Raw genomic sequence first — 13,878 nt, 5'->3', positions numbered from 1 at the left:
CAAACTTTTCAGCTACCGACTGTATTTTAAGTTTTAATCTTCCCCAAGAATAGCATATCAAACTATCATACAAAATGGCAAAAATTCAATTAAAGGACTCGCTGTCGCTCGATTTGTTTGTTGGTGCAAATTCATCTCGCTACTAAAAGGCACGTCCGCCGTTACCTTCGGTAACTCTACTCGGACTCGCTTTATAGTGGGAGTCTTCTTTGCACATTTTAAGATAAAGTTGATTGTGGCGATAATTGAGATCGCAGCTTGGTAGCCGTGTCCTCATCATACGATTGGTTTTCAAAAAGAGCCATAGATTAATCTGCTGGGCTTCAAGGTCAGCGAAAACGGTCGCGGAGAGTCAATGGATTGAGAAGGCGCGAGATCAAATCATGACTAGGATGACCAGGATCTTTTGCGCCAGCCGCGGGTTTCGGCGGGTGTTAAACTTTGACCAAATTTCAAATATTCAGCTTGGGCAGCCTGGAGAATGACTTGCATCGTGACGGGTTCATTGGCTTGGGCGGCGAGAAAGGCGACATTCATGGCAATGGAGCGAATATTGCCGCCGGTAATATTCAGTTGACTGAGGAGATCAATGTCTAGACCTTTTTGGGGCATTTGGGGCGGAAAAATCTGCTGCCAAATTTGGGCGCGGGACTCGGCTTCGGGAAAGGGAAAGTTAATGATAAATCGCAGCCGCCGGGTGAAGGCATCGTCGAGATTGTCTTTGAGGTTGGTGGTGAGGATGGCAAGGCCGTGGTAGGCTTCCATGCGTTGTAACAGGTAACTGACTTCCATGTTGGCGTGGCGATCGTGGCTGTCTTTGACTTGGGTGCGTTTGCCAAAGAGGGCATCGGCTTCATCAAACAGCAGCACCACACCGCCCGCTTCGGCTGCGTCGAAAATTTGGCGGAGATTTTTTTCGGTTTCGCCGATGTATTTACTGGTGACGGCACTGAGATCGATGCGGTAGAGGTCGAGGTTGAGTTCGCGGGCGATCGCTTCGGCGGCCATGGTTTTTCCGGTTCCACTGGGGCCCGCAAACAGGGCGGTAATCCCTAGGCCGCGCCGGCCTTTGCTGGCGAATCCCCAGGTTTCATAGACGGTGTGGCGTTGGTTGACCTGATCAACGGTGGCGTTGAGGAGGGCTTTTTCGCGATCGCCCAACACGAGATCATCCCAGGTGGCGATCGCATCAATGCGTTGGGCGAGATGGTCGAGGCGGGGGCGGGCTTGGTGGCGGCAAAACGTCCAGAGGGTCTGTTTAAACACCGTCGGATCGGGGTCAATGTCTAACAGGCTGGCGGTTTGGATCGTGCGGGGGGAGAGGGTAAAATGGGCAATGATGTCATTGAGGGCGGCATGGTGGGTTTCTGCCAATGGGCCAAGGGCATTGTGCCACAGTTGCCACTGTTCGGGGTGGGTGAGGGGCGGCAGGTTGAAGACGGCGATCGCCCCTTGAGACAGTTCAATCCGCTCCGCCGTAGAGAGCAGCAACGGGGCATTGAGACGATGCACAAACCGTTGCAGGGCCGTGGTTTGTTCACTCCCTAGCCCCGCTTCTAGATCACAGACCAGTAAACTCCCCGTCAAGATCACAAAGCGTTGCCAGCAGAGGATGAGGGAGGTTAACGCCGGGGCAGCGGTGGGCAGATCCGCCAGGCTGATCCGATAGAGGGGGGCGTGGCTGGCGTGGCTGACGGCGATCGCGATCGCTTGCCGTTGTTCAGGATTCGCCCCGCACAGTTGCACGATCGGGCTAGATTGCGCCGCCGTCAACATCGCTGCGATCGGCTCAACGAGGGCCCCATGGGAAGCCGACAGGGGCAATGTCTGCGATGACAGGGGTTCAATCACCCCCGCTAACAGCCCATCGCTGTAGGGTTCACCGAGCAGATAGTGCAAAATGCTTTCATCTATTTGCAGCCGGGCATGGGTGATGTCGTCATCGGTGGAGTTGTGCAACAATTGCCAACGGCGCAGGGGGGCGTGGGGGGTGAGGGCTTGCCAATGGCGATGGGGAAACAGTTGCAAGGCAAGTTGAAAGGTGGGATAGGTGCATTGGGGCTGTTGGTGGGCGATCGCACAGAGATTCCGAAACTCCGGATGCAACGCCCGCCCCACACAGAGCACCAACACATCCCGCTCAAAGGTAGACAAGCCAAAGCGTTGGCAGAGGTCTACCAACGCCGGAGGGTGCGACATCTGCGCCGCGATCGCCGCCAGCCCTGTCTCGTCCGGGGGCGGTGGCATCTCTGCGGTGCGATCCTGACTCTGGGCAATAGTGCGATCAATCCACGTCTGGATTGCTGCGATCGCTTCTCCTAAATAGTCGTAATTGTCTTGATACCAAGTCGGGTCAGATTGGGAGGGATGCGATCGCTCAAAACCCATAAAATCAAAGTATCCTAGCGTCTCTTAATTCCCCAGCGTAGTACAGTTCCCGGCCCGAATCACCCACCAAACCCGAAAAACTCGACTAAAGTCGAATAACCTTAGATCAACTCGTTCCCCTAAGCTAAAAAGTAGAATTACGCTCAGCCACACCCTAAATCTATCCCCATCTTGTCCCACAACAAGGATGGGAGATTCTCACACCCTGTAATCACTGGAGGCCCGTCGATATGCGTTCCCACTCCCCAAAAAAGCCCCAAACATCGACAACGCCCCCACCCCAGACCCATCAATTTGCCCCGCCCACCGTCATTCAAGCCAAAGCCGACCCCGAAACCGCCGAACTCCCCCAGTGGAACCCCGGTAAACGCGCCACCCTCCCCAATCTTGGCCAAAATCCCGGCGGCACACCCGCCATTCAAACCAAACTCACCCCAAACACCCAACAGCAAAACTCCCTCCAGCCGCACACCCAACCCATCATCCAACGGGTCACCACCCAACCCAAACAGGCTGATCCCTATGCTCAAGAAATCAATGCCAACAAAGCCGAATTCAAAAAGACCTATGGCGAGATCAGCACGAAAATGAACAAAGCCGGGTTGAGCATATCCGACCTTGAAACGTTCGCGGTCAAAGAATATTCGCGTGAAAACTTTGATTTCATGAATGCCTATAAAGCAATTCTTGATGCTTTTAATGGTAAAAATGCAGATGATTTAGTCTTGCCAATCTTGGGAATTCACCTACGCTATGTTGAAGATGGTGCTCCTTCAGAGGCAAATTTTTCGGGTGAGAATCGCAAAAAATGTGTTGAGATTTATGAGAATATTTTGACAGGGAACAAAGTACCTGATCCTGCAAAACTTCCAGCCTATATTGCTGCATTGGGAACCTATGCTTGGAAAGATGTGGGGGTGAATTTGACGGATACTGTCTCACGGGTAATTATGTCCAAAAAAACGGGGCTAGCTGGTTTTGGACAGTCCTTGAAAAAGGGAGTTTACAATGCTCCGGAGTACGTCAAAGAAGGCAAGTCTAATGTTGATAATTATGTGACCAGTGCCAAGAATGAAAAAGCCGCAATCAAAGAAGAGGTTGAACGTCAAGATACGCTAGAAACACTAGGGCGCGATCCTCGGCAGAAACGGAAACGCCATGGACAAACGTCGAATATGGTGGGCACAAGTCGGCGGCGAAGATAAGAACATTGGGCATCTCATGTCATTTCCAGTCAGACCCACTCAACGCCATGCTCATCGATACGAGTCAAAGCAGCATTGCTAAAGCGGAATAGTTTCAGCACACGCCTAAACTCGACCAAAGTCGAATGGCTTAGGTCGAGACGTTCTACTATGCTGGAACATGACGATGATGATCAGTTTCCTGCAACCCCATCGCCCAACATTCCGACCGAGAGAGTGAGGCGCGATCGCACTACCCTTAAATCCTTTGGAGGTTTGTTGAAATGCGCTCTCATTCCCCAAAAAAGCCCCAACAATCCACAACAGCCCCGCCCCAGGCGAACCCATTCGCCCCGCCTACCATCCTCCAGGCCAAAGCCGACCCCAAAACCGCCGAACTCCCCCAGTGGAACCCTGGGAAACGCGCCAACCTTCCCAATCTTGGCGGTACACCCATCGCCCCCATTCAAGCTAAACTCACCATCGGCCAACCGGGCGATCGCTACGAACAAGAAGCCGATCGCGTCGCCTCTGACGTTGTCCAAAACTTGAATGCCCCCTCTGCTGATCAAGCTGTGCAGCGCGACAACATCGAAGACGATGAACTCCAAATGAAACCGCAGTTACAACGAGCCACGGTGGCTGGCGATGCGGCTCCGGAACTCGAACAGGGCATCAACCGCGCTAAAGGCGGCGGCCAATCCTTAGATCCAACCCTGCAAGCCAAGATGGGCCAAGCCATGGGCGCAGATTTCAGCGGCGTAAAAATCCACACCGATGCCCAATCCGATCAACTCAACCAAGCCATCCAAGCCAAAGCCTTCACCACCGGCCAAGATGTGTTTTTCCGTCAAGGGGAATATAACCCCAGCAGTTCCAGCGGCCAGCATCTGATCGCCCACGAATTAACCCATGTGGTGCAACAGGGTGGAGCAGGTGTGCAACGCAAATCTGACTCAAACGACATCACATTATCACCACAAGCACCGATTCAAATCCAGCAAACTTCTACACCCAATGCCCCTATTCAACGATTGATGGATCTCGCGACCTTTCAAAGGAGAACCACTACCAAGAAAAAAAGAAAGGAAGTAGCAAAAATTGATAATCCCCTTGCTATAGCTCTGGGAGATAGAGAAAATCCTTTTGCTTTATTAAATCTTTATAAGAGTATTTTAATCTGGCTTAGAAAAGATTCCAAAAAGAAAAAAATAAGCGAAAAAGAAGAAGCTGTACAAGACCTGAAAAAAGAAGTTATTACAGAATTAACGGCTGTCATTACAAATACGAATGAAGGGGCGCGGCTATGGGAAATTCACAAAAAAATCCAAACAATTGAAAAAGAAGAGATTCCAGTTATGCTACATCTTCGTATGAAGATGACTCTTCTTGGCATCAAATCATACAATGAAGATGATGGTAATTATAAAGATAAGGAAGGGGGACAAGATACGAACTTCAACAATAAACAGTATCGAATTTCTGGCCGTCCACCCAATCGAAAAATTGAGCAAGTGATACGACAAACCAATCCAGAAACAGGGGAAGCCTACTATGTGGCCTTGGGAGAAATTCACAGTTTTAACGGGAAGAAACCTATTCTTGATGCGTACGATGTTCCTGAAAATTTAGGAAATTGGTATCCTCAGGTCACCCATGTTAATGGGATGAGTGTGCCACCGCAATCCGGAATGATGAGTGCGCTAGCTCTTCAAAATGTTGTCAATGAAGAATTAGATCGTCTTGATCAGGCTGTTGATCCAAATGTGATAGATGTATTGTATACCTATAGTGCCACGAAGGGTTTTAAAGGAGACATTGCAGAATGTCTTAAAGGCAAAATCAAAAAAGAGGATAGCGTCACAAAAACTCAACAAGATATAATGCTGGACGCGATTAATCGCCAGAAGCGGGTAACTGTATCTGCCCACAGTCGAGGCACGATTAAAACAGACAATGCGGTGCGAACTGTACACGCACACCTTGCTGATCAAATTTATGCAGAGTTAGCGCAACACCATGCTCAGCCCCGGCGAAGCTATGAAGATATGGGGATCGATTATAGTCTCGCACAACATGATCAGGTACGGTATCAGAAAGAACTTCGACACCGTGCAGCCAAAAAAGCGGAATTTTTGATGGATCGATATATTCAGTTATTGTATGCAGGCAATGCAGTTAAATCCCCCTCAAGTCACATTAATGTGACTGCCTATGTGGGAGGAGCAGATCTTGTTAGTATAACCTCAGGAAGTTATAGTAATGTCGGAAATCTTTTGGGCCCTGCCAAGATCAAAAATGTTGGAAAAATGAAAGGACATGGCTTTGAGCAAAATTATGTGGAGTATGTCGGTAAAGATATTGCTGAAGATGTAAGAAAACGTCGGGAAAATAGAACGTATTAGAACTATTAAGATGTGAAAAATCTTACAGTAGCACCCTAGATTCAGTAAATGACCTGACCTAGGGTGCTTAATGTGGAAATATTTAGTTCAATTAATTTCGGTGGCTTCGGGGGGGCGATCGCGCTGGATGAAATGCCCCAATGGTATGAGTATGGCTGATCAGTAACGCTAGAATTTAAGTCATTGTCTCAACGTTTAACACGATGGTTGCCACGCCAGCACATTCCTTAACTCTAGACCGGTTTCTTGAACAGCCAGAGACTAAACCCGCTAGTGAGTATATTGATGGATGGCAGTATTTTGGTCTTGACACCCGAACAATCTTCCCAACTGTTGAAGGGTGAAAAGATTTTACCGGTATTACCCAAAATTCAGTTAACGCTGACGGTTGAACAGGTTTTTAGTTGGTTAGTCATGGGCAAAACATAGGTTCGGGTTTGGGCAGGCCATCGTCAATTTCGCTATCCGTGAACAACAATGCAAAAATGCCCTAGAATCGGTGCTGTGTGCGATCGCAGGATGTCGATTCCAGGGCATTTTTATATGAAGCATTCAATCAATTAACTTCTGTGGCTTCGGGGTGAAGATTGCGATGAATTTTTTTACCCTTGCCGCCCGTCATCAGCGAAACCCCGACAAACGCCGCTAAACCCACCAAGGGACTAATCAACGTCGGGAAACCATCAAAATCTGGGGTGAAGATCGGGTTTGGAATATAAAGCAGGGTGTTGTCGCTGCCGAACATTGTCGGCATCAAGACAAAGAACGCCAAGCGGGTGATTGTGCCGAGGATGATGCAGGCTAACGCGCCGTATTCATTGGCTTTGGGCCAAAATAACCCCCCAGCTAAGGGAATTAATAACCCCGCAAACCCCAGGTCAAACGCCAGGAGGAGCAGAATCCCGGTTTGGGGCACGAGCACCGCGAAAATCACGCCCAAGGTGGTGATCACAACAGCCATCATCCGGGTAATCGCGAGGAGGCGATCGCCCGCTGCATTGTGGTCATCATGGCGAATCCCGATGATGTTATGGGCAATCACCGACGATGTGCCGAGAATCGCCCCGTCCGCCGTCGAAAGCGATGCCGACATAATCGCCATAATCACCAGCAGCCCCAAGGCCGGCGGCACAACCCCCGACAGCAGGTTAAACAGCAGCGGTTGATCCGCATTACGCGCCACATCAGCAGCCTCTAAAATCGTCGGAGCCGCCAGCGCCAACATCGAAAACGGCACACCGATCAACACCGTACCCGCCGACCCGATTAAACAAGCCCTCTGGGCCGTTTCCGGACTATCGGCCGCAAAAACCCGCGCCATAAAATCAATCGCGACAATATCCCCCAAGCCCAGGGCCAGCAGTGTTGCCCAGTTAATCACAGCCCCAAAGCTGGGGTCTGTTAACTGTTCGAGGTCAAACGGCCCCATGCCTTCGGGAACCGTGAAACCATAATTGATCGCCACAAACCCGATCAAGCCAACCGTCCCAATCAATGCAATGCCCACTTGAATCGCATCGGTATAGGCCACCGCAAACAGGCCACCACTGGCGGTGTAAATTAACACGACGATCGCAATGAGAATCACCCCCGCCACATAGCTTGTGCCCAGGAACGACTGAAATAAAAATCCCCCCGCCACTAAGTTTCCTGCCAAGAGAAAGGCAAAACTGAGCACCATAATGATCGAGGCAATCCATTCCGTGAGGCGGTTATATTTCACCCGATAAAAGTCCGGCAAGGTAATTAACCCCATGCGGTTCATCGGTTTGGCAAAAAACAGCCCCGTCAAGAATAAACAGAGAGCCAATCCTAACGGTAACGAAGCCCCCGCCCAAAAACCAAATTCTCCGGCGAGATCGGTGTTGCCCAAGGTGGCGTTAGAGTCTACAGATTGGGCCATTAAAGTTGCGGCGGCGAGGGGCAAAATTAACCCACGACCCGCGACTAAGTAGTTCACACTATCGCCTTTGATCTGTTTCGCAGCCCAAAGTCCAATGGCTAAGGTCAGGACGAGAAATGCAATGATTCCCCAAACGAAAATCTGATTTGGCATAATAAAATTTCTCTCAATGTTGATGTGTCATTGTGATTTCCCCTCGATCGCTTTCCCTCTCCACATCTACACCAGACTTCAGGTGAGAGCAGACCCAATCAATTAATGGGTAAGCAGTGGAGAAGACACCATGCCCTGGACTTGCGATCGCACCCAATCGAACCATAAATCGAGGCCCTCGCCTGTCTTCGCTGATACCGGAATAATCGCAGCATGGGAATTCATCTGGCGCACATTAGCCACTAGCATTTCAAGATCCAGATCTAGATAGGGCGCGAGATCCATTTTGGTCACCAAAAGACAATCCGCCTCCTGGAACATTAAGGGATATTTCAAGGGCTTGTCTTCCCCTTCAGTCACACTCAACAGCGCAACTTTAGCGTGTTCTCCCACTTCAAACTCCGCCGGACAGACGAGATTCCCCACATTTTCCACAAAGACGAGATCAAAGGTTGTGGGGTCATAGTGATGGGAGAGTTGATGCAGCCCCCCGGCGACCATTTTGGAATCCAAATGACAGGCGCGACCGGTATTAATTGCAATCACCGGCACATCGTATTGACGGAGGCGATCGGCATCTAATTCCGTGGTCATATCCCCTTCAATGACGGCCATTTTTAACTCAGCATTGAGGGTCGCCAAGGTGCGTTCAAGGAGTTCCGTTTTACCCGCGCCGGGACTACTCATTAAATTCAGACAATGAATCCCCCAGCGATCGAAATGGTCGCGATTGTGATCCGCTCCGGCCTGGTTGGCATGGAGAAGATTTAATTCAAGGGCTGCGTCAAAGGTTTGGTGCATGGGAATACCTCATAACGGTGGGATAACGTGGGTTAATTCAAGCCAATGGGAAGGGGGTTATTCAGAGGATGATCGGGATGCGATCGCCTCTTCTTCGTGATGTGAATATTCGATCCGATCAATTTTTAACTCACGCCCAGAGCGGATCTCCTCCATCGGAGCGTGACAGGTTGGACAGGCATATTGCAGCCCCATTTGGGGTGCATACTCCACCTCACAGCGATGACAAAACGCAATCAACGGCGTTTCTTGAATCATCAACCGCACCCCTGCCAAAAACGTGTTTTGGGTCTGAGCCGTAAAGGCAAACTCTAAACTAGCCGGTTCTACACAGGTGAACTGTCCCACGATTAAATGAATCGCTTCAATGTTGGGCGCAATGGGTTGATCCTCAAACCAGTCCCGCACCGTCATAATTAATGCCTTGGTCATGTCTGTTTCATGCATACAAAGTCCCTCTAAAAACGTCCCATCGAATCCGTAATTAAACAATGATGAGGTTGGGCTTTGACCCGTGCAAACCATTGTTGAATTGCCGTAAAGGGCGATAAATCAAACCCGCCTTCATCCGCCACATGGGTATAGGCATAGAGAGCAATATCAGCAATGGAATAGGACTCATTGACAAAAAACGCACGGGTTTTTAAATGGTCTTCCATGACCTGGAGGGCGGCATAGCCTAGGGGGCGTTTTTGGTCGAGTTGTTCCCGGAATTTTTCGCCTTGATTGAGGCTGTGGAGCCAATAACGAGACGTGGCAATGTGCGGCTCATGGCTGTATTGCTCAAAGAAAAGCCAGCGCATTACCTGGGCTTGATCCCAAGGATTATCGGGAAAAAAGGCGGTGTTTTGACTGAGATAAAACAGGATTGCATTGGATTCGGCAAGGTACTGACCAGGAGACACTTCGAGAACGGGAATGCGACCGTTGGCATTAATGGCTAAAAAGTCGGGGGTGCGCGTTTCTCCGGCAATAATATTTTTTTCAATGTGCTCGAAGGGAATTGCTAATTGACGCAATAAGAGTCGTACTTTATAGCCATTCCCTGAAGGGAGAAAATCATAGAGTCGGTACATTTTGAAGCTTCTCCGGTATCACCATAAAAATGGGTCAGGGCTGGCATGATCACCAACCCTAACCGTAGGGTTAATGCCAGGGTTGATCCACCACTTGGGCTTCGGGGTGGATGTAACTGGGGGTTTCTTTGCGGGGGAGTTGTTCGGACACGACGAGATGGGCGAGGGTGTCACAAATCACTCGTGTAGCCATTAAGGCGGTCATGTCACTGACATCATAGGGGGGTGAAACTTCGACAATTTCCATGCCGCACACGTTGGTTTCCCGAATAATTCGCTTCAGTAAATAGAGGGCTTCACGGGGTAATAAACCGCCCGGTTCGGGCCAGCCAGTGCCGGGGACGAAGCCCGCATCAATGCAGTCAATATCGAAGCTAATCCAGACGCAATCCGTGCCGTCAGTGGCACGAGCGATCGCAAAATCCGCCGCTGCATCCAGCCCCATTTCGGTAATGTCCGTGACGGTGAGAATATTCGTGGCTCGTTCACGGCACACCTTCACCCCTTGGCGCGGCACTTGCCAGCCCCCAATCCCCAACTGCACCAAGTTTTTCGCGGGGGCATTGGCGATGTTGGTGGCATGGAACCAAGGACAAGTGTGCATCCGTTCATCAAGGTCGGTTTCTTGGGTATCCACATGGCGATCGAAGTGAATAATGCCTACTTTTTTATCGCCTAGATGCTGACAAATGCCGCGCACCGTGGGAAATCCGATCGAATGATCGCCCCCTAAAATCATCGGAAATGCCCCGGAACTAAAGACATGGGCGACCCCTTTAGAAATCTGATCAAAGGACTTTTCATTGTTAGCGGGAATTGTGAAAATATCCCCCACATCACAGAGGGTAATTTGTTCGCGCAAATCCACACCAAATTCAAAATTGTAGGGGGTGTAGAGGGCGGAAATGCGGCGAATGCCTTGGGGGCCGAAGCGTGTGCCGGGGCGGTAGGTGGTTCCGGAATCGTGGGGCACACCGATGATCGCCACGTCATAATTGCCCACTTGGCGCACGTCTTCGAGATAGGGGGCCTTCATGAAGGTGTTAATCCCGGCGTAGTGGGGCAGTTCGCCCCGCGAGAAGGTGGGAATGGTGCGGTCTTGGATGCTGGCGGCGGCTTCAAGGCCAAATTCTAAGCCCTGATTCACTTCCTGTTGCCAACCGGTGAGGGGGAGGTGTTGTTCCATTCCGAGGGCGCGTTGGGCTTCGCTTTGGCCGTTGGGGGGTTGAAAGGCTGAGTCTGTCATAGATCTACTCCGATGTAGGGATTCGCTGCAAAATAATTAGCCCGGAAGAATGCACCATTCAAGGGGTCTGAATGATGGTGTTCTCCCGGGCTTTTATCCCGCCGTGGGGTTATCGACATTTGGTAAGGGTGGATAACCTGTCTCTCTTGGTCCAGCCGTTTTATTTGTTGAGGATAAAACCGGAACCCTAGAGACGTATTGAATTGTTGCCCCGTAGTGTATGGTGCTCCTCAGGAACTGCACCGTATCAATGGCTACGAAACAGCGATCGCGCTACAACTCTTCATTTTGTACAGCACGAGTCAGATTACTGAGGACAGGCAAGGGGCTTAAAGCCCCTTGTTTCGGGGGAGTTTGGATGTCCTAAACAGGTTGACCTTTGCTCTATCGTGAATTTTTCTCTCAAAAAGATGAGATGCCCTCAACCCCTATGAGATCATGGAAGAGAGAGCAAATCGAGAGGGTTGAGCCGAAGAAAATTGTGATCCGAATCGAGCCTGCTGAGATCAAGGCCTGGTTGACTGACTTGATCGCCCTCACCCCCAACCCCTCTCCCAGAGGGCGAGGGGAGCCGATCCATTTTTCCAGTTCCCTCTCCCAGAGGGAGAGGGCTAGGGTGAGGGCTTTCCGGGATCTGGCTAATTTTGTCAGTCAACCAGGATCAAGGCTGTTCTTCGTTAGCATCATTTCTGATTCTGCTCCTCACCCATTCTTTTGGAGGATGCTATGGATACACCAGCACAGGCGATCGCCCTCACGGACACCACTCCGACCCCAATTCAACGCATTTTAGTGGCGTTAGACCTTAACCACCACCATCAAAACCCGCAGGTGTTGGCCCAAGCGGTGCAGATGGCGAAACTGCACAGCAGTACATTGATGCTGTGCCATGGCATGAGTGACCCGTTACCGCCCGCGTCCAATGTGTTTGCCAGTGGCAGCCTGGGGATGTATGGCAGTTCCTATTCACCGGAATTATTTGAACAGTCCCAAGCGGCGGTGCGGGTGGAGCGCGATCGCTTAATTAATGAACTGACGGCGATCGCCACGGCCCTCCAAGAACAGGGGGTAAGCACAGAGGTGAGCGTCAAAGAAGGGGAACCGAGCCACTATATTTGTAAACTGGCGCAGGATTGGGCTGCGGATCTCGTCGTGGTGGGCCGTCGTGGCCGGACAGGACTTGCAGAAATTGTGATGGGCAGTGTGAGCAATTATGTGGTTCACCATGCGCCCTGTGCGGTGTTGGTGGTGCAGTAGTCATTGCGGCGGCGGGTAGCTCCAGGGTTGCCGGGGGAGCAATGTCGCCGGCTGGCGGGGTGATGCCCTGTCGGGGTGAATCGGCAGATGAATGGTGAAGGTGCTGCCCTGGTTGGGGGTGCTGGTCACGGTGATTTGGCCGTGATGGCGGTGGGCGATCGCCTTCACAAGGGCCAGTCCTAACCCGGTTCCTCCGGTTTGACGGGAGCGATCGCTCGTCACCCGGTAAAAGCGTTCAAAAATGTGCGGCAGATCAGCGGGGGCAATGCCGATCCCGTTGTCTTGAATCGTGATCAACGCGGTGCGATCGCTCTGGTCGAGGCGGAGGTGAATCGCGCCGCCGGGTGGGGTGTAGTGAATGGCGTTGGCGATGACGTTCGCGACGAGGCGGTAGAGTTGGGGTTCATCGCCCCACACCGGCAGGGGCGCGGCGGGAACGTGACTCGTGAGGGTGAGGTCAGCGGCGATCGCCAATTCTAAAAATTCCTCGGCCAAATCACTGACCAAATCGTTGAGACAGCAGCGTTGCCGGGGGGTGGTGGCGGTGTTTTGTTCAAGGCGACTGAGGAGCAAGAGGTCATTAATCAACTGGCTTAAGCGTCGTCCCTGCCGCTCCACGGTGGTTAAGAGGGGGAAGAGGGTTTGGGGATCAGTGGGGGCCAGGTGGGTGATCGCGTCTACGGTGGCGAGCAGACTGGCGAGGGGCGATCGCAATTCGTGGGCGGCGTTGGCGGTGAACTGTTGTTGCTGCTGGTAGGACTGATAAATGGGGCGCATGGCCAGGCCCGCCAGCCCCCAACTCGACAGCGCCACCACCAGGAGCGTCACGGGAAGTGCGATCGCCAAAATCCAGCCAATGCGCTGCGTTTCAGCCTCCAACGCGGTTAAGTCCCGGCCAATTTGTAGATAGCCCCAAGAATCATGGCTGTGCCCCGCCAAGGTCTGCCCCTCAGCATTGTGCAAAATGGTGGTGAATTGGCGGTAGCGTTTGCCATCGGGGAAGGTGATGGTTTGCCAGACAGGGGTGAGGGCGGTTTCCGTGGGGGCGGGTTGATTGGGGGAAAAGGCCAGCAGTTCACCGTGATGATCAAACAAGCGGATGTAGTAGAGGGTGCGATCGCTCACCCCCGTCGTATGGCGTTGAATCAATGTCCTGTTAACGGTGCAAGCCTGTCCCACCAGACAGAGATCCGGAACGATACGCTGCAACACCCGCGTTGGATCACCCGTGGTCGGCAAAAGGGGCTCAAGGCTGTCATGGAGGGTTCCCGCGATCGACTCAATTTCCCGCTCCATCGCCCCCCAATTGGACTGCACAATCGAACGTTGACACTCCCACCGTTAAATCAAAGATTATAACGGGGGATTCTTGCTTCATTGGGTTTGTCTAGTCTCAAGTCATCTCTGTCTTGAAACCCCGTCCAGATTCCCCTCCACAAGCATCTGTTTAACGTCCACTGAATGT

10 protein-coding genes, 2 pseudogenes and 1 riboswitch are annotated in these 13,878 nt (G+C 51.5%); of the genes and pseudogenes, 5 read left to right on the top strand and 7 right to left on the bottom strand.

The features are described from left to right. Positions 1–387: 387 nt before the first annotated feature. On the bottom strand, positions 388–2,388 hold the full coding sequence (locus tag PN477_RS18410; protein WP_272121585.1) for an ATP-binding protein: 2,001 nt from the start codon (positions 2,386–2,388) through the stop codon (positions 388–390). Between the two features lie 230 nt (positions 2,389–2,618). Here PN477_RS18410 and PN477_RS18405 point away from each other — a divergent pair, with 230 nt between their 5' ends. From PN477_RS18405 to PN477_RS18395, 4 genes and pseudogenes are all read left to right on the top strand, one after another. After that, positions 2,619–3,593, top strand: a complete 975-nt coding sequence (locus tag PN477_RS18405; RefSeq protein ID WP_272121584.1) for a regulator of G-protein signaling domain-containing protein — start codon at positions 2,619–2,621, stop codon at positions 3,591–3,593. Between the two features lie 263 nt (positions 3,594–3,856). Then, positions 3,857–5,977 carry an eCIS core domain-containing protein gene (locus PN477_RS18400; protein ID WP_272121582.1) on the top strand — a complete coding sequence of 707 codons (2,121 nt, stop codon included), beginning with the start codon at positions 3,857–3,859 and terminating at the stop codon, positions 5,975–5,977. 203 nt (positions 5,978–6,180) lie between these two features. Continuing rightward, positions 6,181–6,267, top strand: a pseudogene (locus PN477_RS20965) (Uma2 family endonuclease); the annotation flags it as partial. Continuing rightward, entirely contained in the window at positions 6,263–6,406 is a 144-nt protein-coding gene (locus tag PN477_RS18395; protein ID WP_272147534.1) for a hypothetical protein, read from the top strand. The pseudogene PN477_RS20965 and the gene PN477_RS18395, both read left to right, overlap by 5 nt. A 127-nt stretch (positions 6,407–6,533) precedes the next feature. Here PN477_RS18395 and PN477_RS18390 read toward each other — a convergent pair whose 3' ends face one another. The 5 genes from PN477_RS18390 to PN477_RS18370 form a co-directional block, all read right to left on the bottom strand. Then, positions 6,534–8,033: a high affinity choline transporter 1 gene (locus PN477_RS18390; protein WP_272121579.1), complete on the bottom strand. Its 1,500-nt coding sequence runs from the start codon at positions 8,031–8,033 to the stop codon at positions 6,534–6,536. Between the two features lie 102 nt (positions 8,034–8,135). Beyond that, the gene (gene hypB, locus PN477_RS18385; RefSeq protein ID WP_272121576.1) at positions 8,136–8,834 is read right to left on the bottom strand and encodes a hydrogenase nickel incorporation protein HypB; all 699 of its coding nucleotides are present in this window, start codon (positions 8,832–8,834) and stop codon (positions 8,136–8,138) included. Between the two features lie 57 nt (positions 8,835–8,891). Beyond that, positions 8,892–9,281 carry a hydrogenase maturation nickel metallochaperone HypA gene (gene hypA, locus PN477_RS18380; RefSeq protein WP_272121574.1) on the bottom strand — a complete coding sequence of 130 codons (390 nt, stop codon included), beginning with the start codon at positions 9,279–9,281 and terminating at the stop codon, positions 8,892–8,894. 11 nt (positions 9,282–9,292) lie between these two features. Continuing rightward, positions 9,293–9,910: a glutathione S-transferase family protein gene (locus tag PN477_RS18375; protein ID WP_272121572.1), complete on the bottom strand. Its 618-nt coding sequence runs from the start codon at positions 9,908–9,910 to the stop codon at positions 9,293–9,295. A gap of 70 nt (positions 9,911–9,980) precedes the next feature. Then, on the bottom strand, positions 9,981–11,156 hold the full coding sequence (locus PN477_RS18370; protein WP_272121570.1) for an agmatinase family protein: 1,176 nt from the start codon (positions 11,154–11,156) through the stop codon (positions 9,981–9,983). 80 nt (positions 11,157–11,236) lie between these two features. Further along, positions 11,237–11,358, bottom strand: a riboswitch (guanidine-I (ykkC/yxkD leader). Between the two features lie 524 nt (positions 11,359–11,882). Between PN477_RS18370 and PN477_RS18365 the strand changes: the two genes are divergently transcribed. Beyond that, positions 11,883–12,413, top strand: a complete 531-nt coding sequence (locus PN477_RS18365) for a universal stress protein (RefSeq protein ID WP_272121569.1) — start codon at positions 11,883–11,885, stop codon at positions 12,411–12,413. On the opposite strand, the pseudogene rppB reads toward PN477_RS18365, so the two are convergent. After that, positions 12,414–13,739, bottom strand: a pseudogene (gene rppB, locus PN477_RS18360) (two-component system sensor histidine kinase RppB); the annotation flags it as partial. Positions 13,740–13,878: the final 139 nt, after the last annotated feature.

Source organism: Spirulina subsalsa CS-330 (assembly GCF_028330765.1).
In the GTDB taxonomy this organism is placed as follows: Bacteria; Cyanobacteriota; Cyanobacteriia; order Cyanobacteriales; family Spirulinaceae; genus Spirulina; species Spirulina subsalsa_A.
This window is presented reverse-complemented; position numbering and strand designations above follow the sequence as displayed.